21 protein-coding genes are annotated in these 25,282 nt (G+C 55.0%); 5 read left to right on the plus strand and 16 right to left on the minus strand.

Annotated features, from left to right (window positions below; translation table 11 throughout):
- Window positions 1–36: 36 nt before the first annotated feature.
- Window positions 37–1,290 carry a serine hydroxymethyltransferase gene (glyA, locus tag RT644_RS17670; protein WP_313627391.1) on the minus strand — a complete coding sequence of 418 codons (1,254 nt, stop codon included), beginning with the start codon at window positions 1,288–1,290 and terminating at the stop codon, window positions 37–39.
- A gap of 316 nt (window positions 1,291–1,606) precedes the next feature.
- Between glyA and hmpA the strand changes: the two genes are divergently transcribed.
- A complete protein-coding gene (hmpA, locus tag RT644_RS17675) occupies window positions 1,607–2,797 on the plus strand; it encodes an NO-inducible flavohemoprotein (protein WP_313627392.1) in 1,191 nt (396 codons plus the stop codon).
- A 36-nt stretch (window positions 2,798–2,833) separates the two neighbouring features.
- On the opposite strand, the gene glnB is transcribed toward hmpA, so the two are convergent.
- The 5 genes from glnB to purL all read right to left on the minus strand — a co-directional run bounded on the left by glnB (window position 2,834) and on the right by purL (window position 11,174).
- A complete protein-coding gene (glnB, locus tag RT644_RS17680; RefSeq protein WP_002438074.1) occupies window positions 2,834–3,172 on the minus strand; it encodes a nitrogen regulatory protein P-II in 339 nt (112 codons plus the stop codon).
- Window positions 3,173–3,246: 74 nt separating this feature from the next.
- Window positions 3,247–4,584 carry a two-component system response regulator GlrR gene (gene glrR / locus RT644_RS17685; protein WP_017459023.1) on the minus strand — a complete coding sequence of 446 codons (1,338 nt, stop codon included), beginning with the start codon at window positions 4,582–4,584 and terminating at the stop codon, window positions 3,247–3,249.
- Window positions 4,581–5,318: a two-component system QseEF-associated lipoprotein QseG gene (gene qseG / locus RT644_RS17690; protein ID WP_020454737.1), complete on the minus strand. Its 738-nt coding sequence runs from the start codon at window positions 5,316–5,318 to the stop codon at window positions 4,581–4,583. The genes glrR and qseG overlap by 4 nt, the downstream gene beginning before the upstream one ends.
- The gene (gene qseE, locus RT644_RS17695; RefSeq protein ID WP_071925215.1) at window positions 5,315–6,751 is read right to left on the minus strand and encodes a two component system sensor histidine kinase QseE/GlrK; all 1,437 of its coding nucleotides are present in this window, start codon (window positions 6,749–6,751) and stop codon (window positions 5,315–5,317) included. Before qseE ends, qseG begins: the two co-directional genes overlap by 4 nt.
- A 535-nt stretch (window positions 6,752–7,286) precedes the next feature.
- Entirely contained in the window at window positions 7,287–11,174 is a 3,888-nt protein-coding gene (gene purL / locus RT644_RS17700; RefSeq protein WP_020454739.1) for a phosphoribosylformylglycinamidine synthase, read from the minus strand.
- Between the two features lie 239 nt (window positions 11,175–11,413).
- Between purL and mltF the strand changes: the two genes are divergently transcribed.
- The gene (gene mltF, locus RT644_RS17705) at window positions 11,414–13,006 is read left to right on the plus strand and encodes a membrane-bound lytic murein transglycosylase MltF (RefSeq protein WP_238328396.1); all 1,593 of its coding nucleotides are present in this window, start codon (window positions 11,414–11,416) and stop codon (window positions 13,004–13,006) included.
- A gap of 19 nt (window positions 13,007–13,025) precedes the next feature.
- Here the strand turns inward: mltF and tadA are convergent, their stop codons facing one another.
- Together tadA and yfhb are read right to left on the minus strand one after the other, a co-directional pair.
- Window positions 13,026–13,550, minus strand: a complete 525-nt coding sequence (gene tadA / locus RT644_RS17710; protein WP_174240595.1) for a tRNA adenosine(34) deaminase TadA — start codon at window positions 13,548–13,550, stop codon at window positions 13,026–13,028.
- Between the two features lie 45 nt (window positions 13,551–13,595).
- Window positions 13,596–14,231 carry a phosphatidylglycerophosphatase C gene (gene yfhb, locus RT644_RS17715; protein WP_020454742.1) on the minus strand — a complete coding sequence of 212 codons (636 nt, stop codon included), beginning with the start codon at window positions 14,229–14,231 and terminating at the stop codon, window positions 13,596–13,598.
- Window positions 14,232–14,424: 193 nt separating this feature from the next.
- Here yfhb and RT644_RS17720 point away from each other — a divergent pair, with 193 nt between their 5' ends.
- Together RT644_RS17720 and RT644_RS17725 are read left to right on the plus strand one after the other, a co-directional pair.
- Window positions 14,425–15,669 carry an MFS transporter gene (locus tag RT644_RS17720; protein WP_313627393.1) on the plus strand — a complete coding sequence of 415 codons (1,245 nt, stop codon included), beginning with the start codon at window positions 14,425–14,427 and terminating at the stop codon, window positions 15,667–15,669.
- 130 nt (window positions 15,670–15,799) lie between these two features.
- Window positions 15,800–16,648, plus strand: a complete 849-nt coding sequence (locus RT644_RS17725; RefSeq protein WP_020454744.1) for a MurR/RpiR family transcriptional regulator — start codon at window positions 15,800–15,802, stop codon at window positions 16,646–16,648.
- Between the two features lie 35 nt (window positions 16,649–16,683).
- Here RT644_RS17725 and RT644_RS17730 read toward each other — a convergent pair whose 3' ends face one another.
- Window positions 16,684–17,979, minus strand: coding sequence for an SGNH/GDSL hydrolase family protein (locus RT644_RS17730; protein WP_313627394.1), 1,296 nt, complete (start codon window positions 17,977–17,979; stop codon window positions 16,684–16,686).
- Between the two features lie 351 nt (window positions 17,980–18,330).
- Between RT644_RS17730 and RT644_RS17735 the strand changes: the two genes are divergently transcribed.
- Window positions 18,331–18,591: a YfhL family 4Fe-4S dicluster ferredoxin gene (locus tag RT644_RS17735; RefSeq protein WP_017459033.1), complete on the plus strand. Its 261-nt coding sequence runs from the start codon at window positions 18,331–18,333 to the stop codon at window positions 18,589–18,591.
- Here the strand turns inward: RT644_RS17735 and acpS are convergent.
- The 7 genes from acpS to lepA form a co-directional block, all read right to left on the minus strand.
- Window positions 18,588–18,968, minus strand: coding sequence for a holo-ACP synthase (acpS, locus tag RT644_RS17740; RefSeq protein ID WP_045510492.1), 381 nt, complete (start codon window positions 18,966–18,968; stop codon window positions 18,588–18,590). The genes RT644_RS17735 and acpS overlap by 4 nt on opposite strands.
- Entirely contained in the window at window positions 18,968–19,699 is a 732-nt protein-coding gene (gene pdxJ / locus RT644_RS17745; protein ID WP_017459035.1) for a pyridoxine 5'-phosphate synthase, read from the minus strand. The genes acpS and pdxJ overlap by 1 nt, the downstream gene beginning before the upstream one ends.
- A 66-nt stretch (window positions 19,700–19,765) precedes the next feature.
- The gene (gene recO, locus RT644_RS17750) at window positions 19,766–20,473 is read right to left on the minus strand and encodes a DNA repair protein RecO (RefSeq protein WP_017459036.1); all 708 of its coding nucleotides are present in this window, start codon (window positions 20,471–20,473) and stop codon (window positions 19,766–19,768) included.
- A gap of 134 nt (window positions 20,474–20,607) precedes the next feature.
- Window positions 20,608–21,513 carry a GTPase Era gene (era, locus tag RT644_RS17755; protein WP_020454746.1) on the minus strand — a complete coding sequence of 302 codons (906 nt, stop codon included), beginning with the start codon at window positions 21,511–21,513 and terminating at the stop codon, window positions 20,608–20,610.
- Window positions 21,510–22,190 (minus strand): ribonuclease III, encoded by a 681-nt coding sequence (gene rnc, locus RT644_RS17760; protein ID WP_044489704.1) that lies wholly within the window; start codon window positions 22,188–22,190, stop codon window positions 21,510–21,512. Before rnc ends, era begins: the two co-directional genes overlap by 4 nt.
- Before the next feature lie 210 nt (window positions 22,191–22,400).
- Window positions 22,401–23,375, minus strand: coding sequence for a signal peptidase I (lepB, locus tag RT644_RS17765; RefSeq protein ID WP_313627395.1), 975 nt, complete (start codon window positions 23,373–23,375; stop codon window positions 22,401–22,403).
- Window positions 23,376–23,390: 15 nt separating this feature from the next.
- Window positions 23,391–25,190: a translation elongation factor 4 gene (gene lepA / locus RT644_RS17770; protein ID WP_020454749.1), complete on the minus strand. Its 1,800-nt coding sequence runs from the start codon at window positions 25,188–25,190 to the stop codon at window positions 23,391–23,393.
- Between the last annotated feature and the right edge of the window lie 92 nt (window positions 25,191–25,282).

Genomic DNA, 25,282 nt, shown 5'->3' on the forward strand with positions numbered 1-25,282 from the left:
AACCCGCCGCAGCGGGTTTTTCGAAGCGGAATATACTTAGGCGTAAACCGGGAAACGCGCGCAGATATCCAGAACTTTACCTTTGACGCGCTCGATAACTGCTTCGTCATTGATGTTGTCCAGCACGTCGCACATCCAGCCAGCCAGCTCTTTTACTTCCGCTTCTTTGAAGCCGCGGCGAGTCACAGCCGGAGAACCGATACGGATACCGGAAGTGACAAACGGGCTCTTCGGATCGTTCGGCACGCTGTTTTTGTTCACGGTGATGTTCGCACGGCTCAGCGCGGCATCCGCTTCTTTACCGGTCAGGTTTTTATCCACCAGATCCAGCAGGAACAGGTGGTTTTCAGTCCCGCCGGATACCACTTTGTAGCCACGGTTCAGGAACACTTCCACCATCGCTTTGGCGTTTTTGGCAACCTGCTGCTGGTAAACTTTAAACTCTGGCTCCATCGCTTCTTTCAGTGCCACCGCTTTTGCCGCGATAACGTGCATCAGCGGGCCGCCCTGCGCGCTTGGGAAAACAGCGGAGTTCAGTTTTTTGTACAGCTCTTCGTCACCGCCTTTCGCCAGGATCAGGCCGCCGCGCGGACCCGCCAGGGTTTTGTGGGTGGTGGTGGTCACAACGTGCGCATGCGGAACCGGGTTCGGGTAAACGCCTGCGGCAATCAGACCCGCAACGTGTGCCATATCAACGAACAGGTAAGCACCGATGCTGTCGGCGATTTCACGCATTTTCGCCCAGTCAACGATACCGGAGTAAGCAGAGAAACCACCGATAATCATCTTCGGTTTGTGCTCTTTCGCCTGCTTCGCCATGTCTTCGTAGTCAATTTTACCGGACTCATCAATACCGTAAGGGATGATGTTGTACAGTTTGCCAGAGAAGTTAACCGGGGAGCCGTGAGTCAGGTGGCCGCCCTGCGCCAGGTTCATACCCAAAACGGTATCGCCCGGTTGCAGCAGCGCGGTGTAGACCGCGAAATTCGCCTGCGAGCCGGAGTGCGGCTGCACGTTAGCGTAATCCGCGCCAAACAGTTCTTTCGCGCGATCAATCGCCAGTTGCTCAACGATATCCACATATTCGCAACCGCCGTAGTAGCGTTTGCCCGGATAACCTTCGGCGTATTTGTTCGTCAGCTGAGAGCCCTGAGCCTGCATTACACGCGGGCTGGTGTAGTTTTCGGAGGCGATCAGTTCAATGTGTTCTTCCTGACGTACTTTTTCCTGCTCCATAGCCTGCCACAGTTCGGCATCATAATCGGCAATGTTCATTTCACGCTTTAACATCCGCATCTCCTGACTCAGCTAACAAAACAACTCTAAATGAGGGCCCAAATTTGGGGAACGGCCCACAGTATAACTGATTAATATTCTGATAACAGGTCTTGACAAAGGTTTTTACGCAAACGATTGGCTCCGCGTCAGACAAGGGTTTGAGCGATAAGACACTTCCCTGTTAAAGCGGATTTCTTTTCAGGTTTGTGATGCAACTTATTCACGATGTAAATCCCTTTACATTGTCCGCTCTTTACAAGCCAGGTCGCTGCGCTATAAGATGTATTTAAAATACAACTTTAAATAATCTGTAAAAAAGGAAGCAATCATGCTCGACGCCCAAACCATCGCTACGGTCAAATCCACTCTTCCCTTGCTGGCGGCTACCGGCCCAAAACTCACCGCTCATTTTTACGACCGGATGTTCACTCACAATCCGGAACTGAAAGAGATTTTCAATATGAGCAACCAGCGCAATGGCGATCAGCGTGAAGCACTGTTCAACGCCATTGCCGCTTACGCCAGCAATATTGATAATCTTGCCGCGCTGCTGCCGGCGGTTGAAAAAATCGCCCAGAAGCACACCAGCTTCCAGATCCAGCCGGAACAGTACAACATTGTTGGCACACACCTGCTGGCGACGCTGGATGAGATGTTCAGCCCGGGGCAAGAAGTGTTAGACGCCTGGGGAAAAGCCTACGGCGTACTGGCGGGTGTCTTTATCAACCGTGAAGCGCAAATCTACAGCGAACACGCTGAAAAAGTTGGCGGCTGGCAAGGCACGCGCCCGTTCCGCCTGGTAGAGAAAAAACCGCAGAGCGCACTTATCACCAGCTTTGAATTCGAACCCGTCGACGGTCAGCCGGTCGCCGCTTATCAGCCGGGGCAATATCTGGGTGTCTGGCTGAAGCCTGAAGGTTTCGCTAATCAGGAGATCCGCCAGTATTCACTGACCCGCAAGCCCAACGGCAAAAGCTACCGTATCGCGGTAAAACGCGAAGCGGGTGGGCAGGTTTCTAACTGGCTGCATAACAGTGCGAAAGTGGGCGATATCGTGCATCTTGCAGCGCCTGCCGGGGATTTCTTTATTGATGTGCAGAGCAACACGCCGGTCACGCTGATCTCCGCGGGTGTCGGTCAAACACCGATGCTGGCGATGCTCGACAGCCTTTCAAAATCACAACATGCCGCGCAGGTAAACTGGTTCCACGCCGCGATGAATGGCGAGGTGCATGCCTTTGCCGATGAAGTAAGCAAACTGGGTGCGTCGCTGAACCATTTTTACCAGCATGTCTGGTATCAACAGCCTGCGGCGGCTGAGGTGAACAGCGGTCACTATCACAGTGAAGGGTTGATGGATTTGCACGCGCTGGAAGGGAAGTTCAGCGATCCGGCGATGCAGTTTTATCTCTGCGGCCCGGTCGGTTTTATGCAGTTTGTCGCGCAACAGTTGGTCACACTTGGCGTGAACAAAGAGAGCATTCATTACGAATGCTTTGGCCCGCATAAGGTGTTGTAAAACAGGCACCCTCACCCTGAGGGGTGAGGGAAAATATCAGATTGCGGCGTCGTCTTCTTCGCCGGTACGGATACGCACCACGCGTGCGACATCAAAGACGAAGATCTTACCATCGCCGATTTTACCGGTCTGGGCAGTACGGATAATGGTGTCCACGCAGGTATCAACGATGTCGTCAGTCACGACAATTTCAATCTTCACCTTCGGCAGAAAATCCACCATATACTCCGCGCCACGGTAAAGTTCAGTGTGGCCTTTCTGACGACCAAAACCTTTCACTTCCGTTACCGTCATCCCGGTGATGCCGACTTCAGCCAGCGCTTCACGTACATCATCCAGTTTGAAAGGTTTAATAATCGCATCAATCTTTTTCATGGTCGTTCCTTACACGCTCTTGCCAGTCTGCTGCATCGTAATCGGTTGCTCACAGTACCATAATCATTTCGCCATTACTCTTTAAAGTCGTTGGCGTCGAGCTCATGGCGGGAGAGTAATTTGTAAAACTCGGTGCGGTTGCGCCCCGCCATGCGCGCGGCATGCGTGACATTGCCCTTAGTGATTTGCAGCAGCTTGCGCAGGTAGTTCAGTTCAAACTGGTTACGCGCCTCAACAAAGGTCGGCAATGCCGTATTTTCCCCTTCCAGCGCCTGCTCCACCAGCGCATCGCTGATAACCGGCGATGAAGTGAGCGCCACACACTGTTCAATGACGTTAACCAACTGGCGCACATTGCCAGGCCAGCCGGCGGTCATCAGCCGCTTCATGGCATCGGTGGAAAACGCGCGAACAAACGGTTTATGTCTCTCTGCCGACTGTTTCAGCAAATGATTGGCCAGTAGCGGAATATCTTCCGCACGCTCAGCTAACGCCGGGATCTTCAGGCTCACCACATTCAGCCGATAGTAGAGATCTTCGCGAAACTCGCCGCGCGCCATCGCTTTCGGTAAATCACGGTGCGTGGCTGAAATGATGCGCACATTAATATCGATATCGCGGTTACTGCCAAGCGGGCGCACTTTGCGCTCCTGCAACACGCGCAGCAGTTTGACCTGCAACGGAATTGGCATATCGCCAATCTCATCAAGGAACAGCGTGCCGCCCTCCGCCGCCTGGAACAGCCCCTCCCGGCTACTGACTGCGCCGGTAAACGCACCGCGCGCATGACCGAACAGTTCAGATTCCAGTAACTGTTCCGGCAACGCGCCGCAGTTAATGGCGATAAACGCACTTTTGCTGCGCGGACTGGCGTTATGAATCGCCTGCGCGAGCACCTCTTTCCCGGTACCGCTCTGGCCGTTAATCAGCACGCTCACGTCAGATTGCGCCACCATCCGCGCCTGCTCCAGCAGACGCAGCATTACCGGGCTACGAGTGACTATGGTTTCACGCCACTGGTCATCCATCGCCGAACCGCTGTGCTCCAGCGCATCGTCAATCGCTTTATACAGCGCGTCTTTGTCCACCGGTTTGGTCAGAAAGCTGAACACGCCCTGCTGGGTCGCGGCCACCGCATCGGGAATCGAGCCGTGGGCCGTCAGGATAATCACCGGCATGCCCGGCTGTACGCGCTGGATTTCGGCAAACAGCTGCATACCGTCCATCTCATCCATGCGCAGATCGCTTATTACCAAATCGACCTTTTCCCGCGCAAGAATGCGTAACCCTTCCTGCCCGCTTTCCGCCGTGACGATGCTATAGCCTTCGCTGGTGAGGCGCAGCCCCAGCAGTTTTAACAGCCCCGGATCGTCATCCACCAGCAACAGATGGGCAGGTTTACGGCTGGTCATGGTTTCACATCCTCCTGAGTGCCGTCGCTTTTAGACGGGTGAGAACTGTCCGGCAGGTCAGTAGCGGCGGGTTTATTGCGCGTGGAGAGACGCCGTTCGATATCGGTGAGGTTTTCCAGTTTACGGGTAGTTGTTTCCAGTTGTTCGCGCAGGAATTGTTGCTGCTGGCGCAGACTATCCAGCTCGCTGTCCGCGGATTGCTGTAACTTCGCGTAACGGGCGCGCTCTTCCGCCAGTTGTAATTGGGCTTTTTCACCATCGCGCCACAGCTCAAACAGTGGACGAACCTGCGCAGGGATCGTGGGGCTTAATGCGCCCAGCCGCTCGGTGTATTCACGACGCTCAAGCGGCGAAATTTTGGCGTTAGAGAGCAAAATGCCGCGCCTGAACGTGGCCTGCCAGTTATCGTCAGACCAGGTACGTGCTTCAGCACGCGCGGCGGCAGGCGATAAACGTTGCGCACAGTCCATACCGCGCAGCCAGTAAAGCGGGTTGGTGTCGACGTTTTGCCCGGACAGCGACCAGATATCGTCGCAATCTGTGGACAAGAAATCGGCCAGTTGATGTTCAGGGAGCCGTTCTTCCTGGAGGTCATGAATCGCGCTTTGCGGTTTTTGTGCAACACACCCCGCCAGCAGCAGACAAGGAAACACGCGAAGCCAGGCGTTTTGCTGTGTAACCGCGTTAATCACGCGGGAAAAAACATGCGACATACTCACCAGATTTAGATTCATTGAGTGGATTTTTCCGGCGCATTGAGAGGTAACTCAATACGGAAACAGACATCAGCTTTGCTGCTCGCCACCAGATGCAGCTCGCCTTGCATACGGCGAATGCAGTCCCTGGCAATGCTTAGCCCCAACCCGCTGCCTTTCACCGCGCCTTTTCGCTGGTGGCTGCCCTGGAAGAACGGTTCGAAGATCATTTCACGCTCCGTTTCAGGGATCGGCGTACCGGTATTTGCCACTTCGATACAGAGCCGCGCGTTGGCAGTATAGCTGTGCAGAGAAATGTTACCGGATTCAGCACCATAGTGCACCGCGTTGGAGTAAAGATTATCCAGCACGCTCATCAGCAACATCGGTTCGGCCTGGCAGGTCGCCACATCAAGGGCGACATCGGTATGCATCATTTTAGCTCGCGCCGGCAAACTGTGGGCAGAGATCACCATTTCTACCAGTGGTGCAAGTTCCACGGTTTCCAGCTCTACCGAACCCTCCGCCAGCTTGCGGTTGTAATCCAGCAATTGCTCAATCAGTTTTTGCAGATTGCGGCTGCTGGCATCGAGGATCTCCACCACCTCTTTCTGTTCCATCGTCAGCGGTCCGACAACCTGATCGGCCAGCAACTCGGTACCTTCGCGCATGCTGGCAAGCGGCGTTTTAAGCTCGTGGGAAAGGTGGCGTAAGAATTGATGACGCTGTGATTCAAGCCAGGCGAGTCTTTCGCTCAGCCAGAGGATCCGTTCCCCAACATAACGCAGTTCGCGCGGGCCTTTAAAGACAACGCTACGGCCCAGGGTTCTCCCCTCGCCCAAGCGATTAATCATCCGCTCGATGCCCTTCACCGGACCGATGATCATGCGGGTAAACAGCAGGACCAGCGCCAGGCTCACCAGGAACAGCACCAGCGCCTGCCAGCCGAAAAACTGGCCGCGTTCGGCAATTTCCAGCTGAAGCTGTTGCCCGCGGGAAAAAACCACCGCCCGTGTCGATTGCACCATCTCGGTATTGGCGGCGGCAAACGCTTCAAGCTGCGCAGAAGCCTCGGCAGACGGGCCGCTATTTTTACATTGCAACTGGGCGAGCGCGTTTAAATCCTGGCGCAACGCCTGGTAAAGTTTATCGTCAGGGAGCACGCCCGCGTGGGCGTCAAGCATTTCGCTATAACGCTTACGCTGATTCTGATACACGCGCGCCAGGGTGGCATCATCCAGCACACAGTACTGCCGGTAGCTACGCTCCATTTCCAGTGCGGCATTGGTCATTGCTTCACTGCGACGCGCGTCAATCAGCGTTGTGCGGTTAGTCTGCAACGCCTGCGCACTGAGTGCGTTCAGGCTTTGCCACGCCTGCCAGGCTAACACCAGCAGCGGCAACAGGATTAACAAAAACGCCATCATGACCAGTTGGCGAAGCGAGCGGGGGAAAACAGGCCAGCGTTTCAATGCACTTCTCTCGCAAAAAAAGGTATGGAGATGCTAACTGATTTACCAAAAGCCAGAAACAACAAAGCCGGGTATTAACCCGGCTTTGTTATGAAATTAGGCGGTGCCTAACTCGACGTTTCGCCCGATGCCTGATAAAGCAACGCAATTATCAGCAGGTGGACGGCAGGCACCTTTAAGTGCGTCATTCGAAGTTTATGTAGCGCGTCCCGAAGGGGCTGACATAAGGAGGTGAATGAGCCACTGCGTAATATTATGCAGGTATTGTGCCAACACGCCAACAATTAATTAAAGCTATTGATTTTTAATCATTTAATATTTTAAAAATGAAAGTGTGATGTGCTTATCATTTCAACAACCTGTCGCTATTTAGCAACACACTGATAGCATCAAAAATAAATCATTTATAATCAATAAATTAAATGTCTCTTTTTGGAGACACCACTTAATACCCTATGTCGGGAAATGCAGACACTTTTGCTCAGACGAAAAAAAGCCCTCTTACAAAGAAGAGGGCTTACTGATGATGACGAAATTAACCCAACTGTTTACGGGCGTTGCGGAAGATACGCATCCACGGACTGTCTTCGCCCCAGTTTTCTGGATGCCAGGAGTTGGAAACGGTGCGGAACACGCGCTCCGGGTGCGGCATCATAATGGTTACGCGCCCGCTTTCACTGGTCACAGCCGTAATGCCGTTCGGTGAGCCGTTCGGGTTCGCCGGATAAGTTTCCGTCACGACCCCGGTGTTATCCACGTAGCGCAACGCCACCAGCCCTTTGCTTTCCAGCTGCGCCAGATGCGCGCCATCACGCACTTCCACGCGACCTTCACCATGAGAAACAGCGATTGGCATCTGCGAGCCAACCATACCGCTCAGCAGCAGCGACGGGCTTTGCGTCACTTCTACCAGGCTGAAGCGTGCTTCAAAGCGGTCGGAGTGGTTACGCACAAAGCGCGGCCACAGCTCGCTGCCCGGGATCAGTTCACGCAGGTTAGACATCATCTGGCAACCGTTACATACGCCCAGCGCCAGTGTCTGCGGACGGTGGAAGAAGGTTTCGAACTCGTCACGCACACGCTCGTTGAACAGAATCGATTTCGCCCAACCCTCACCTGCACCCAGCACATCGCCATACGAGAAGCCGCCGCAGGCAACCAGCGCCTGGAAGTGCTCAAGGCCAGTGCGCCCTGCCAGCAGATCGCTCATATGCACGTCAATGGCATCAAAACCGGCGCGATGGAATGCAGCCGCCATTTCAACGTGCGAGTTGACGCCCTGCTCACGCAGCACAGCCACTTTTGGCCGTGCACCGGTAGCAATGAACGGTGCAGCGATATCGTCGTTGATATCAAAAGAGAGTTTCACGTTGAGGCCCGGATCGTTGTCATTGGCTTTCGCCTGATGCTCCTGATCCGCACACTCCGGGTTATCACGCAGGCGCTGCATCTGCCAGGTGGTTTCCGCCCACCACATGCGCAGCTGAGTACGACTTTCGCTGAACACCGCCTGGCCATCAGCTTCAATCACAAAGCGATCGCCAGCAACGGCAGTACCGAGATAGTGAACGCTATCACCCAGACCATAAGCCGCGAGCACGCTTTCTACCGCTTCGCGATCGGCCGCGCGCACCTGAATCACCGCGCCCAGCTCTTCATTAAACAACGCCGCCAGACGATCCTGGCCCAGAGACGCGATATCAACGTTGATGCCGCAGTGACCGGTAAAGGCCATCTCTGCCAGCGTGACCAGCAGGCCGCCATCGGAGCGATCGTGATAAGCCAGCAGTTTGCGGTCCGCCACCAGCGCCTGGATAGCATCAAAGAAACCTTTCAGTTGCTCAACGTTACGCACATCAGCCGGTTTGTCACCCAGCTGGCGGTAAACCTGTGCCAGCGCGGTGGCGCCCAGTGCGTTATTGCCATTACCCAGGTCAATCAGCAGCAGGGCGTTATCTTCCGTGGAAAGCTGCGGAGTAACCGTGCGGCGAACATCTTCAACACGGGCAAACGCGGTGATCACCAGTGACAGCGGCGAGGTCATTTCGCGCTGCTCGCTGCCTTCCTGCCAGCGGGTTTTCATCGACATGGAGTCTTTACCCACAGGAATGGTTAAACCGAGCGCCGGACAAAGCTCTTCGCCCACTGCTTTCACTGCGGCATACAGCCCGGCGTCTTCACCCGGGTGCCCGGCGGCGGCCATCCAGTTCGCCGACAGCTTAATACGTTTGATATCGCCAATCTGCGTTGCAGCGATGTTAGTGAGCGCTTCCCCCACCGCCAGGCGGGCGGAAGCGGCGAAGTCCAGCAGCGCCACCGGCGCGCGTTCGCCCAGCGCCATCGCCTCACCGTAGTAGCTATCAAGGCTGGCGGTGGTGACTGCACAGTTCGCCACCGGAATCTGCCACGGGCCAACCATCTGATCGCGCGCGACCATACCGGTCACCGTACGGTCGCCGATGGTCACAAGGAAGGTTTTTTCCGCCACGGTCGGCAGGTGCAGCACGCGGTTAACCGCATCGGCAATGGAAATGCCCTGCACGTTCAGCGCTTCGCCAGCCGCCTGACGAGACGCGACATCGCGGGTCATCTTCGGCGTTTTACCCAGCAGCACATCCAGCGGCATATCGATCGGCTGGTTGTTAAAGTGGCTGTCGTTAAGCGTCAGATGTTGGGCTTCCGTCGCTTCACCAATCACCGCGTACGGCGCGCGCTCGCGGCGGCACAGCTCGTCAAACAGCGCCAGTTGATCGGCGGCAACCGCCAGCACGTAGCGCTCCTGCGATTCGTTACACCAGATCTCAAGCGGGCTCATTCCCGGCTCATCGCTCAGAATATCGCGCAGCTCAAAACGACCGCCGCGACCGCCGTCGCTCACCAGCTCCGGCATGGCGTTAGAAAGGCCGCCCGCGCCAACATCGTGAATAAAGAGGATCGGGTTGGCATCACCCAGCTGCCAGCAGCGGTCGATAACTTCCTGGCAACGACGTTCCATCTCCGGGTTGTCACGCTGTACGGAGGCAAAATCAAGATCCGCGTCGGACTGACCGGATGCCATTGAAGAGGCCGCGCCGCCGCCCAGACCGATATTCATCGCCGGACCGCCCAGCACGATCAGTTTCGCGCCAACGGTAATTTCACCTTTCTGCACGTGATCGGCACGGATGTTGCCGATGCCGCCCGCCAGCATGATCGGTTTGTGGTAGCCGCGCAGCTCTTCGCCATTGTGGCTGTTCACTTTCTCTTCATAAGTACGGAAGTAACCATTCAGCGCCGGACGACCAAATTCATTGTTGAACGCCGCGCCGCCCAGTGGGCCGTCGGTCATAATGTCCAGCGCGGTGACGATACGATCCGGTTTACCGAAATCCTCTTCCCACGGCTGTTCAAAGCCAGGGATACGCAGGTTAGAAACGGAAAAGCCCACCAGCCCCGCTTTTGGCTTCGCGCCACGGCCGGTTGCGCCTTCATCGCGGATCTCGCCGCCGGAACCTGTCGCCGCCCCTGGCCACGGCGAAATCGCCGTCGGGTGGTTGTGAGTTTCCACCTTCATCAGAATATGCGCCGGTTCCTGATGGTAGTCGTAACGCCCTTCCCCGCGATCGGCGAAGAAGCGCCCCACTTCGGAACCTTCCATCACTGCGGCGTTATCTTTATAGGCCGACAGCACGAAATCCGGCGTTTGCTCGAAGGTGTTTTTGATCATTTTGAACAGCGACTTCGGCTGCTGCTTGCCATCAATCACCCAGTCGGCGTTGAAAATTTTGTGGCGGCAGTGCTCAGAGTTCGCCTGCGCGAACATATAAAGCTCAATGTCGTTCGGATTGCGCCCCAGGCGAGTAAACGCCTCTTGCAGGTAGTCGATTTCGTCTTCCGCCAGCGCCAGCCCCAGACGCAGGTTGGCATCAATCAGCGCCTGACGGCCTTCGCCGAGCAGATCCACGCTCTGTACCGGCGCAGGCTGATGGTGCTCAAACAGGCGTTCGGCGTCGGCTTGTGACGTGAATACGCTCTCCATCATGCGGTCATGCAGCTCTGCGGCAACGTCGTTCCACTGGGCGTCAGTCAGCCCGGCTGCGTCAACGTAATAGGCGACGCCGCGCTCAAGGCGATTGATTTTGTTGAGGCCGCAGTTGTGAGCAATATCGGTAGCTTTAGAAGACCAGGGAGAGATGGTGCCGGGACGAGGAGTGACGAGCAGTAATTTTCCGGTCGGGGTATGGCTGCTAAGGCTCGGGCCGTATTTCAGCAAGCGCTGGAGCCGCGCGTATTCATCTTCTGTCAGCCCATCATTGAGATCGGCGAAGTGAGCGTATTCGGCGTAAATGTTGCTTACCGGGAGGTTGGCGGCCTGAAAACGTGCCAGCAGTTTGTTGATACGGAAAGCGGACAATGCAGGCGAACCACGCAGAATTTCCATCATAAGTCTCTCGTCTTCGATTACGAAGCGTCGGGGACGCTTTAAGTGTGCACCAGGGGAAAACGGGCGTCATTATAGAGAATCCTGCGCGCCGACGAAACCGTTTGCGTCGAAATAAAATCGCCGTCAATTTTTAACAATAGCTGTCGCCGAATGCTCTAATTAGTTGCCAACTGGCGTTTTGTTGCGCAGAATGCCGCTCAATCACCGACAAACCTTACTGTTATCATCACGAGAATCTTCTGAGGCAAAGCACGGCGCAGAGAATTAACTCCTTGAAAAAATTTAAGATTAATTATCTGCTCATCGGCATTGTCACCCTGCTGCTGGCAGCGGCCCTGTGGCCTTCTATCCCCTGGTTCGGCAAAGCCGACAATCGCATCGCGGCGATCAAAGCTCGTGGGGAGCTGCGCGTCAGTACGGTTGCCACACCGCTCACTTACAACACCGTTGATGGCAAAACGTATGGGCTGGATTACGATCTCGCGCAGCATTTCGCCGATTACCTTGGCGTCAAACTGAAAGTCACGGTGCGCCAGAATATCAGTCAACTGTTTGACGACCTTGATAATGACGACGCCGATATGCTCGCCGCCGGGTTGGTCTACAACAGCGAACGGGTGAAGAACTATCAAACCGGGCCGGTCTACTATTCGGTTTCTCAGCAACTGGTGTACCGGGTGGGCAGCTACCGCCCCCGTACGCTGGAATCCGTAAATGCCAGCCAGTTAACCATCGCTCCCGGTCATGTCGCCCTGGACGATCTGCGTGAATTAAAAGAGAAGAAGTACCCGGAGTTAAGCTGGACGGTGGATGAAAAGCTCGGCACGACCGCGCTGCTGCAACAAGTGGTCGACGGGAAACTGAGCTACACCGTCGCTGATTCGGTCGCCATTAGCCTGTTCCAGCGCGTGCATCCCGAGCTGGCGGTGGCGCTGGATATCACCGATGAGCAACCCGTCACCTGGTTTAGCAAGCGCGATGACGACAATACGCTGTCGGCCGCGATGCTCGATTTTTTCAATTATATGAATGAAGACGGCACGCTTGCGCGGCTGGAGGAGAAATATCTCGGCCATGGCGAGGATTTTGACTATGTCGACACGCGTACCTTTTTACGCGCCGTCGATAGCGTGCTGCCGGATCTGCAACCGCTGTTTGAAAAGTACGCCCAGGCGATCGACTGGCGACTGTTAGCGGCCATCTCTTATCAGGAGTCACACTGGGACTCCCAGGCCACTTCACCCACCGGCGTTCGCGGCTTGATGATGCTGACGCGTAATACGGCGCAGAGCTTAGGTTTAAGCGATCGCACTGACGCCGAGCAAAGCATCAGCGGCGGCGCGCGTTACCTGGTGGACATGATGAGCAAAGTGCCGGACACCGTACCGCAGGATGAAAAAATCTGGTTCGCGCTGGCGGCTTACAATATGGGCTACGCGCACATGCTGGATGCCCGTGCGTTAACGGCGAAAACCAAAGGCAACCCGGACAGTTGGGCAGACGTGAAACAGCGCCTGCCGTTATTAAGCCAGAAACAGTACTACAGCAAGCTGACGTACGGCTACGCTCGCGGACACGAAGCCTATGCCTATGTGGAAAATATTCGTAAGTATGAAATTAGCCTGGTCGGTTATTTACTGGAAAAAGAGAAAGAGGCCGCAAAAGCAGTGAAGCTGGCCAGGAGTTACCCGGCGGTATCAACAGAAGAATTAAATCGCCCGGCTTACGGCGTGCTGCCCTTTAGCGCGTTAACCGCTAATGAAGCCTTCCCGCGTAACCCGCTGCTGGTGTCCGACGCGCTGGTGCAAAACCCGCTAAAAGTTAACCGCTAGCGCTTAACGCCACTACGCGCTAAAAAGCAGTAGGATCGCCAGCCGGTTTTTTCAGGGCTTTCTTCTCCAGCCGACGCTGGCGGAAGAAATCGCTCAGCATCGCGGCGCATTCGTCGCGTAACACGCCTTCGGTTATCTCCACCCGATGGTTCATGCCCGGATGGTGCAACACATCAATCAACGATCCCGCCGCGCCGGTTTTTGCATCCCGCGCACCAAAAACCAGTTGACCGATACGGCTGTGCACCATGGCACCCGCGCACATAACGCATGGCTCCAGCGTGACATATAAAGTGGTATCAATAAGACGGTAGTTTTGCAGCACCAGCCCACCCTGGCGCAACGCCATAATTTCCGCATGCGCGGTAGGATCGTGGCGGCCAATCGGCCGGTTCCAGCCTTCGCCGATCACCTGACCGTTATGCACCAGCACCGCGCCTACCGGCACTTCGCCCTCTTCCCAGGCGCGTTTCGCCAGCGTGAGCGCATGACGCATCCAGACGTCGTGATTCAGTTCAGGAATGGACAAAGCGAGATACTCCAGTAATTCAGGCGGAGCGCATTATACACAGCCGTTATCGGTTCGACACTACTCGAGCTGTTGCAAGTCGCCACGCGGCGTCACGCGCCAGCGGTGCTGGCAAAAATAGAGCAACGGGTTGTCTTGCTTGCTGTCGCTGTAACCGCTGTAGAGGCGCAACGGGGTACCGATTTTGCGTTCAAGCTGGGCGACTTTTTCATGACCGAGACAGCGCATAGTCAGCACCCAGCCACCGTAGCGGCGGCTGATTTGGCTGGCTATCAGATTAACGCGCGGGAGCCACGGAGTATCATAATAGACCTGCTCCACCAGCGGCTGCGGCGAACCGGTAATCAGCCAGATATCCGCATCGGACGCCGCCAGATAGTTGGTTAACCGCGTTTGCACGACCGGGAAGGCGGTAACATGCTCACGAAACCAGCTGACAAATTTCTGCTGCAACGCATTCAGGTGCCGTTCGCTATGGCCAAACGTGCAGCCCCACAGCAGCAAGCTCATTGGCCAGCGCGCGGCGCGTCCTTTGAGTAATAATCCGCCCGCAATCACCGGCAACAAAGGCAGCACCAGCAACGCATTTAACGGCTGATGACGCAAAACGTAACGCAGAAACGTACCAAACATATCCTGCTGATGCAGGGTACCATCCAGATCAAAAAAGACGACGCGGCGCTCGCTGTTAGCCAAATGGGAGTCCTCTGTTGGTTAACCTTCGACCGCCGGGCCTCTCCTTCTGGCGATCGCTCTTTCAATAGCCTAACAGATAGCCCCTCACTTTTCCGGTAACAATCGGTCACCGATACCTGTAATAATCAGCGGCTATGTTGGCAAAGCCAGGATGCTTTACACTGGCCCGAACCTTTACTTCACCGCGATCCTGATGACAACACAACATACGCGCGCCTTTCATTTTGCCCCGTTTCGCCATCTGTTTTTTGCCCGTCTGCTGACAGTGCTCGGTAACGGCATTGCCCCCATTGCGCTGGCTTTTGCGGTGCTGGACATTGGCGGTTCCGCCACCGAACTCGGTATTGTGGTGGCCGCTCGCTCACTGTTTAACGTGGCGTTTTTGCTGGTCGGCGGTGTGCTGGCCGATCGCTATTCACGCAGCCAGGTGCTGGTGCTGTCGTCGCTGGTCGCCGCCTGTTCGCAAGGCGTTGTCGCCTGGCTGGTGCTGGACGGTTCAGCGACGGTGCTGCTCCTCGCGATACTCGGCACGATTAACGGCGCGGCGGCGGGGATCGCGCTGCCGGCTTCGTCCGCGCTGGTGCCGCAAACAGTGCCAGCGCATAACCTGCGCGAAGCCAATGCCTTTATCCAGCTTGGTATTTATAGCGGAACGGTCGTCGGCGCGTCGCTCGGTGGCATCCTCACCAGCGCCGTCGGGCCTGGCTGGGGGCTGGCGATTGACGCACTGGGCTTTGCCGCCTCGGCTCCGCTTTATCTCGCCATTCGCATGGGCGCTATTCAGGAGACAGCGGCGCAAAGCAATATCCTGCAAGATCTGCGCGATGGCTGGAAAGAGTTCATCAGCCGCGCCTGGGTGTGGGCCATTGTCGTGCAGTTCACCATTATTAATGCCACGTTCAGCGGCGTGGTGATGGTACTCGGCCCGATCATTGCCGATGCCTCGTTTGGCCGCACGCGCTGGGGAATGATTGTCGCCGCGCAGAGCGTGGGCTTGATTGTCGGTTCATTCCTCGCGCTGCGCTGGCGTCCGCGACGCGATCTGTTTATCGGCGTGATGCTGGTTGCCGTATGCGCGGTGCCGATCTATCTCCTCAGCCAAAATGTTTCTACAACGTGGTTGCTGGCGGCGTTTTTCCTCGCAGGCGTCAGTTTCGGCCTGTTCGGTGTGGCGTGGGCGCAGTCATTACAAACACATATTCCGCCAGAGAAGCTGGCGCGTGTTTATGCCTACGATGCAATGGGATCATTTATCGCTATTCCGGTTGGTGAGCTGGCCGCCGGGCCACTGGCGACGCACTTTGGTAGCAGCAACGTGCTGATCGCCTCGGCAATCGCGGTGGTCATTGCCTGCGCAGGTGCCAGTTTTATTCCGGCAATTCGTCTGCTCGATAATTCACCGAAGGTTAAACAACGCAGCCTCAGCGGATCCTCTTGATCGCTGTCAAAACCCATTCAGGGATATTTTGTGCTAAAAGAATTTTTAATTCATAATCGCAATCTATTACTGGAATATAAAATTCATTCATCGGCAAAATATCGCGGATGGGTTTGCTCCCGGAGATCTTATGAATTGTCTAATCCGCATTCGCCAGCGCTACCCAGGCCTTGCGCAGAGCGATAAAAAGCTGGCGGAATTTCTGCTGGAAAACCCCGATCGCGCACGCCATTTGAGCTCGCAACAACTGGCCGCCGAAGCAGGCGTCAGCCAGTCAAGCGTCGTGAAATTTGCCCAGAAGATGGATTTCAAAGGCTTTCCGGCGATGAAGCTGGCGATCAGCGAAGCGTTAGCCAGCAATAGCAATCCGTGGTCTATGCCGGTGCATAACCAGATCCGTGGCGATGATCCGCTGCGGGTGGTGGGCGAAAAGCTGATTAAAGAGTACCAGAGCGCCATGCATGCCTCGCTCGATGTTAACAGCGAGGAGAAACTGCTGGAGAGCGTGCGGCTGCTGCGCGAAGCGCGGCGTATTATCCTGACGGGTATCGGCGCTTCCGGGCTGGTCGCACGTAATTTTGGCTGGAAACTGATGAAAATCGGCGTTAACGCGGTGGTCGAGCAGGATATGCACGCGCTGCTGGCAACCGTGCAGGCGATGGAGCCGGGCGATCTGTTGCTGCCGGTCTCTTATAGCGGCGAACGCCGAGAAATCAACATGGCGGCCGATGAGACACTGCGCGTTGGCGGCAAGATCCTCGCCATCACCGGCTTCACGCCGAACGCATTACAGCAGCGGGCCACGCACTGCCTGTACACCATCGCGGAAGAGCAAGCGACACGCAGCGCGGCGATTTCTTCCACCAGCGCGCAAATGATGCTCACGGATTTACTGTTTATGGCGCTGGTACAGCAGGATCTTGAGCATGCGCCGGAGCGTATTCGCCATAGCGAAGAACTGGTGAAAAAACTGGTGTAGCCTCCCGTCCTGACGGACGAGGTGCCTTAGCGCGGTTACTCGCCGTCGCTGGTCAGATGTTGCACTATCTCCTCGCGTATCATTTCTGCGAGCAGAGCATGGTTTTTGGTGGTCGGGTGCATATTGTCCCAGAAAACAAACGCCCCGTTCGCCGTTTTACATGCCTGCTTCACCGCGACACCTGTGGCGTAAGAGATGCCGGAAGCGGAGATATTCAGGCAAGTTTCGCTGGTATTAACAAAGCCATATTTACCGCTTTCACTGAGCAGATCATTAAATGCGCTATCCAGTTTGACGGTGAAAAAATTCGCTTTCGGATACGCGGTGCGTAATTCGCCGAGCAGGTGGTCCAGCTGCTGGTTAAACTTCTCTGATTTGTTTTTTAGCGCCTCTTTTTCCGCCGGTGTCCAGGTAGCGACACCAGGAATGACAGAGAAATCAGGCAGCCTGAATATCGCGATATGCTGCGCTCCCAGTGCCGCCAGACGCGCCAGCTGTATGCGGTACGTAGCGATGATATCGTCCGGCGTTTTTGCGCCAGTGATAAAATCATTACCGCCAAACAGCACCGTAAACAGGGTCTGCGCGATGTCATAATTCTCTGTTTTACTCAGATAAGCGCTGAAAGAATCCAGCTGCTTATCAAAACCGTTAAATAACGGTTTCTCACCGCTTTCCGCATTGGCTGTCGCCCATACATAGCCCGGTAAATTAAGTGAACCGGCCAGATATTCGTGCCAGACTTTGCCATTAGAAAAATGACCAAGAAACCACGATGCGTGATTTGGAACCGTGCCGTATGAGCCGTTATAAACATTAATCGTATCGCTAAGGCTGTCGCCAAATATGACCATGCGATCAATTTTATTATTGCCAAACAGTATCGCTGGCTGCGCCTGCCCCTGATGCCAAATCATATAATACCAGGAGAGCGCGTAATCGGAAGCATAAGGAATAACGGTCTGCGCATTAATATTGCTGGCCTTCAACGTGCTCCGGCAGATATTTACCAGGTTTGCGTAGGATGATTCGCTATAAAACATATTTGCCAGCGGCGTGGTGCTATACCAATACCCGCGCAGCTTAAGGTAGTTACTCCCGTCACGCGCCCATGTCCAGGATGAGGCAGGATTACTTTGATCCTGATTATCGATGTTATACACACATTTGATATAGGTTGACGTCTCGTCGTTTGTCCGCAACGCACGCTGGTTTGCGGAGGATTCATACGCAGGCGGTACCGGCGTTGTATAGGTATACTCATTCGCCGCATTCGCCAGCCCGCTTGTGATACTGGCAATAAATGCGATATATAATTTCGCTCTTTTCATCATAATCCCTTATTAATTATCCCTGCCAGGCCGCGCTAAAATAGAACAACATTCATATATCAGAGACAGGGTGATCATTCTTAATCAATAAAAAGACACCGCACTCTATTCTGCCCGTGTGTTATTTATATTTTCAGCGCAGAAATATTATCCGGTCAATGACGCTTTTCTTATGTTTGATTAAGAACATTCGCCAAAACGTCTCAGGAGGGAGTAGAAAGGTTGTCCCGCGCCACTTTTGTGCGCAAAAACATCATCGTGATTGGGGCTACCCGGTTTCTGTGGTAAAGTGCGCCGGTTAACATTCAGTAGTTTCCAGATAGCATCCAGATTTGACGGTAATTCTTTGAAATGGCTTTACTCATTACAAAACGCTGCATCAATTGCGACATGTGCGAACCGGAATGTCCGAACGAAGCCATTTCGATGGGCGACAGCATTTATGAAATCAACAGCGATCGGTGTACCGAGTGCGTCGGCCATTACGAAACCCCGACTTGCCAGAAAGTGTGCCCGATACCCAATACCATCCTCAAAGATCCAGCGCATGTGGAAACTGAAGAACAGCTGTGGGACAAGTTTGTCCTGATGCACCACGCAGATAAGATTTAGCTCTCGATAATCACCGTCGCGCAGGCGTAATGGCGTTCATCCGCCAGCGTCACGTGCATGGCGCGCACGCCCATCTGCTCCGCCATCCGCAGTGCTTCATCCCAAAGGCGCAGGCTCGGTTTGCCCAGCGCATCGTTAAACACTTCGAACTGATTAAACGCCAGCCCGTTACGGATCCCCGTGCCTAAGGCTTTTGCCGCCGCTTCTTTGACCGCAAAGCGTTTCGCCAGAAACCGCACCGGCTGCTGATGCGCCTGATACAGCACCCACTCGTTGTCGCTCAGCACCCGTTTAGCCAGGCGATCGCCACTGCGGGCGACCACCGCTTCGATGCGGGCTATCTCGACGATATCCGTACCTAATCCCAGAATCGCCATTACGCGCGCGCTTCCAGCATCAACCGTTTCATCTCTGCTACCGCCTCTTTCAGGCCGCTCATTACCGCGCGGCCAATAATGGCGTGACCGATGTTCAGCTCGTGCATTTCCGGCAGCGCGGCAATGGCTTTGACGTTGTGATAGGTCAGGCCGTGTCCGGCGTTAACTTTCAGGCCAAGGCTTGCTGCGTAGGTCGCTGCTTTAGCAATGCGTTCAAGCTCTTTTGCCTGATCGGCATCGCTTTTAGCATCCGCGTAGCAACCAGTGTGAATTTCGATGTACGGTGCGCCAACCTCTGCCGCCGCTTTGATCTGCTCAGCATCAGCATCGATAAACAACGACACCAGGATGCCCGCCTGCGCCAGTCGCTGGCAGGCGTCGCGCATTTTCTCGCGTTGCCCGGCCACATCCAGCCCACCTTCGGTGGTGACTTCCTGGCGTTTTTCCGGCACCAGGCAGCAAAAATGCGGTTTGGTTTCACAGGCAATCGCCAGCATCTCTTCGGTCACCGCCATTTCCAGATTCATTCGGGTGTGCAAAGTCTGGCGCAGAATGCGCACGTCGCGGTCAGTAATATGACGACGATCTTCACGCAAATGCACCGTGATGCCATCAGCGCCTGCTTGCTCGGCGATAAAAGCGGCCTGCACCGGGTCCGGATAGGCCGTCCCGCGCGCGTTACGCAGTGTGGCGATGTGATCGATGTTGACGCCCAACAATAATTCAGCCATGACAATCCTCAATGTTCTCAAAGGCACTGACGCGCGCTTCGCCGCGTCAGTCCGGTTGTTATTCTGCTATCTTTTTGGCACGAACTGCCGGAACAGCTCCCGGCTTTTCAGCGGTTTGCCTCCAAGATACGGCTTTAACGCGATACGGGTAAAGCGCTTTGCGGCGCGGAGTGTATCGGCATCCGGGAACTCCCTCTCCGCCAGTGCGCGTAAATGCCGCCCGGTAAAGGTGCTGTTATCTATCACGACACTGGCAATAAAGCCCTTTTCTTCCCGGTAACGATAAGTCATTACATCATCGACCGGCTCGCCGCTGCCGGCGCAGTGGAGAAAATCAACGCCATAACCCAGATGCCCGAGCAGCGCCAGCTCAAAACGGCGCAGCACCGGTTCCGGCGTGCTGGTGACACCTGCCAGGGCCTGGATACAGTGCAGGTAATCAAAAAACAGTTCAGAAAAGCGCGTCTCGTGTTCAAGCACGCGGGAGATAAGTTCGTTAACGTAGAGACCGCTGTAGAGCGTGATGCCGCTGAGCGGCAGTGCCAGCGATACCGCTTCCGCGCTGCGCAGCGTTTTAACTTCGCCACGCCCGCCAAAGCGCACCAGCAGAGGAGTGAAAGGCTGTAATGCGCCCTTCAGATTAGAACGTTTGGAACGTGCGCCTTTGGCGACAAGGCGCACACGACCAGACTCTTCCGTGAAGACGTCCAGCATCAGGCTGGTTTCGCTCCACGGGCGACTATGCAGAACAAAAGCGCGCTGCCAGCCTTCCATATTATTCTCGTCGTCTTTCAGGCCGCAGCAGCGCTGGCTTCATCCGCGCATCCAGAGCGCTTATTCGAGCAAGCACCTGAACACTCAAAGCCTGGCAGTTTGCCTGCAACCCGGGAGCCATACAGAGCAGGCTCTTAGAGATCGTCTACGTAACCGAGACTACGCAACGCGCGTTCGTCGTCGGCCCAGCCGGATTTCACTTTCACCCACAGTTCCAGGTGAACTTTGGCTTCGAACATCTCTTCCATATCTTTACGGGCTTCAATACCGATGGTTTTGATTTTGGCACCTTTGTTGCCAATCACCATCTTCTTCTGCCCTTCGCGCTCAACAAGGATCAACCCGTTGATGTCGTAACCACCTCGTTCGTTGGTCACGAACTGTTCGATCTCCACGGTGACCGAGTACGGCAGTTCCGCACCGAGGAAACGCATCAGTTTTTCGCGGATGATTTCCGAGGCCATAAAGCGCTGTGAGCGGTCGGTCACGTAATCTTCCGGGAAGTGATGCACCGCTTCCGGCAGATGCTTACGCACGATGCCCGCGATGGTATCAACGTTCAGACCGGTCTCGGCAGACAGCGGCACGATATCGAGGAAATTCATCTGGCTGCCCAGCCACTGCAGGTGCGGCAGCAGATCGGCTTTCTCCTGCACGTTGTCCACTTTGTTGACCGCGAGGATCACCGGCGTTTTGCCGTCACGCAGCTTGTTCAGCACCATTTCGTCATCCGGCGTCCAGCGGGTGCCTTCCACAACGAAAATGACCAGTTCAACGTCACCGATGGAGCTGCTGGCAGCTTTGTTCATCAGACGGTTGATGGCACGTTTCTCTTCCATGTGCAGGCCCGGGGTATCGACGTAAATCGCCTGATACGCGCCCTCAGTATGGATACCGACGATGCGGTGGCGCGTGGTCTGCGCCTTACGAGAGGTGATGGAAATCTTCTGCCCAAGCAGATTATTCAACAAGGTGGATTTGCCAACGTTGGGACGTCCGACGATGGCAATAAATCCGCAATAGGTTTTTTCTTCGCTCATTCCAGCTCCAGTTTTTTCAGCGCCTGTTCGGCGGCAGCCTGCTCCGCCTTGCGACGGCTGGAACCTGTGCCAACCACCGGTTCACTCAGGCCGCTGACCTGGCAGTGGATAGTAAATTCCTGATCGTGCGCTTCGCCGCGCACCTGCACCACCAGATAAGACGGCAGCGGCAGATGGCGACCCTGCAGAAACTCCTGCAGGCGCGTTTTCGGATCTTTTTGTTTATCGCCAGGACTGATTTCATCAAGGCGCGTTTGATACCAGCTCAGAATTAATTGTTCGACGGTCTGAATATCGCTATCAAGAAACACCCCGCCAATTAACGCCTCAACGGTGTCTGCCAGAATCGATTCACGGCGAAAACCGCCGCTTTTCAGTTCGCCCGGCCCTAAGCGCAGACATTCACCCAGTTCGAATTCGCGGGCAATCTCCGCCAGCGTATTTCCACGCACCAGCGTCGCGCGCATGCGGCTCATATCACCTTCGTCCACACGCGGGAAACGATGATAGAGCGCGTTAGCAATCACATAACTTAAAATAGAGTCACCGAGAAATTCGAGACGCTCGTTATGTTTGCTACTGGCGCTGCGGTGGGTTAATGCCTGCTGCAACAGATCCTGATGTTGAAAAGTGTAGCCCAGCTTCCGTTGAAGCCGATTAATTACGATGGGGTTCATGCGATACCAATAAATAAATGCGTCAACAATGCAGCACACGAAACCGACCTGAGAAAACCAACGCGGTTTCGTGTGCTGTGGCGCCCGGGGGAACCAGCCTTAAACTTCGGGGGAATATTCTATACGCAACGACCGGGGTTGTCGTTAGTCTGGTGGGAATAATATTGGAAATAATTAAGGGCGCAATCGCGTTGATTGCGCCCTGGTTAATTAATGAATTCCGCCGATACGATTCAGGCGCACGCCTGTCGGCCATTCACCTTCTTGTTTTTCGAAACTCATCCAGATTGCCGTGGCACGGCCAACCAGGTTCGCTTCCGGCACAAAGCCCCAGTAGCGGCTGTCTGCGCTGTTATCGCGGTTGTCGCCCATCATAAAGTAATGACCCGGCGGCACAATCCAGGTAGCCAGCGGCTGGCTCTGCTGACGATAGTAGATCCCCAGTTGATCCTGCGCGATAGGCACGGTCAGAATGCGGTGCGTCACATCCCCCAGCGTCTCTTTACGCTCGGTTAAACGTACGCCATCCGGCAGGGACTGGCCTTTCGGTAACTGGAAGAAACCGCTGCTTGCCTCACCACCGGAGCGACGTCCGAAGGTCTGCACAAAATCGCTCTCTTCAACGTTGCTGTAAGTGATAGGCAAAGCGCTACCGCAAGCCTGACCAGAGCTGCAGTTCGGCTGCACGGTCACTTGTTTGGTCACGGGATCGTAGGTCACTTTATCGCCCGGTACGCCAACCACACGTTTGATGTAATCCAGACGCGGATCGTCCGGGTATTTAAATACCGCAATGTCACCACGTTTCGGATGACCGGTTTCAATCAGCGTTTTCTGGTAGATCGGATCTTTAATTCCATAGGCGAACTTCTCCACCAGAATGAAATCACCGATAAGCAGCGTTGGCATCATTGAACCAGATGGGATCTGGAACGGTTCGTAAATAAACGAACGCACCACCAGCACAATAGCCAGCACCGGGAATACGGACGCACCGGTTTCCAGCCAGCCAGGCTTCGGACCGATCTTCTTCAGCGTTTTTGCATCAAGCGCATCGCTTGTCGCAACTTGCGCAGCGGCCTGACGTTCCCGACGTTTTGGTGCAAAAATAAATTTATCCAGGCACCATAAAAAACCCGTCACCAGTGTCGCGATCACCAGGATCAGGGCAAACATGTTCGCCATGCCAACTCCTTAGGATTATTTGCTATCTTTGCCCACATGCAGAATGGCAAGGAACGCTTCCTGCGGCAGTTCGACGTTGCCGACCTGCTTCATGCGTTTCTTACCTTCTTTCTGTTTCTGCAGCAGCTTTTTCTTACGGCTCACGTCACCGCCGTAGCATTTCGCCAGCACGTTTTTACGCAGCTGTTTGACTGTCGAACGGGCAATAATGTGGTTACCGATCGCCGCCTGAATCGCGATATCAAACTGCTGACGCGGGATCAGTTCTTTCATTTTCTCGACCAGCTCACGGCCACGGTACGGGGCGTTATCGTTATGGGTGATCAGCGCCAGCGCATCCACACGCTCACCGTTGATCAGCACGTCCACACGCACCATGTTAGAGGCCTGGAAACGCTTGAAGTTGTAATCGAGTGACGCATAACCGCGCGACGTTGACTTCAGACGATCGAAGAAGTCCAGCACCACTTCCGCCATCGGAATTTCGTAAGTCAGCGCAACCTGGTTGCCGTGGTAAACCATGTTAGTCTGCACACCACGTTTCTCTACGCACAGCGTGATAACGTTGCCAAGGTACTCCTGCGGCAGCAGCATGTGACACTCGGCGATAGGCTCGCGCAGTTCGTCAATGTTGTTCAGCGGCGGCAGCTTAGACGGGCTATCGACGTAAACCACTTCTTTATTGGTGGTCTGCACTTCGTAGACTACGGTCGGTGCGGTTGTGATCAGATCCAGATCGTATTCACGCTCAAGACGCTCCTGGATGATCTCCATATGCAGCAGACCGAGGAAGCCGCAGCGGAAACCAAAGCCCAGCGCGGTGGAGCTTTCCGGTTCATAGAACAACGAGGCGTCGTTGAGGCTCAGTTTGCCGAGCGCATCGCGGAAGTTTTCGTAATCGTCAGAGCTGACCGGGAACAGACCGGCATAAACCTGCGGTTTGACCTTCTTAAAGCCTGGCAGCGCTTTATCTGCCGGGTTGCGGGAGGAAGTCAGGGTATCGCCCACTGGCGCGCCGAGAATGTCTTTAATCGCACAAACCAGCCAGCCTACTTCGCCACACTTCAGTTCGGTGCGATCAACCTGTTTCGGCGTGAAAATCCCCAGGCGGTCGGCGTTATAAACCTGCCCGGTACTCATCACCTTAATTTTGTCGCCTTTGCGCATGGTGCCATTTTTGATACGCACCAGAGAAACCACGCCAAGGTAGTTATCGAACCAGGAGTCGATGATCAGTGCCTGCAACGGCGCCTCCGGATCGCCTTCCGGCGGCGGGATGTCACGTACCAGGCGTTCCAGCACATCGGGCACGCCCACGCCGGTTTTCGCCGAGCAGCGCACCGCATCGGTGGCGTCGATGCCAACAATGTCTTCAATTTCTTCTGCAACACGCTCAGGATCGGCGGCTGGCAGATCGATCTTATTCAGTACCGGTACGACTTCCAGATCCATCTCGATGGCGGTATAGCAGTTTGCCAGCGTCTGCGCTTCCACGCCCTGGCCCGCATCCACCACCAGCAGTGCGCCTTCGCAGGCGGCGAGCGAACGGGAAACCTCGTAGGAGAAGTCAACGTGACCGGGGGTATCGATAAAGTTCAGCTGGTAGGTTTCGCCATTGTTGGCTTTGTAATCCAGCGTGACACTTTGCGCTTTAATGGTAATGCCGCGCTCACGTTCAAGATCCATGGAATCAAGAACCTGGGCTTCCATTTCGCGATCGGAAAGACCACCGCAAATCTGGATGATACGGTCAGACAGCGTCGACTTACCGTGGTCGATGTGAGCGATGATCGAAAAGTTACGAATATTCTTCATATAGTGAGTTTTTATGCCTTACGAGTAACTAAGAGGCCTGTACGCGCCTGACGTCAATGTACTGAAACGCCGCATTCTACACTACAACAACA

Source organism: Kosakonia sp. (assembly GCF_032104925.1).
In the GTDB taxonomy this organism is placed as follows: Bacteria; Pseudomonadota; Gammaproteobacteria; order Enterobacterales; family Enterobacteriaceae; genus Kosakonia.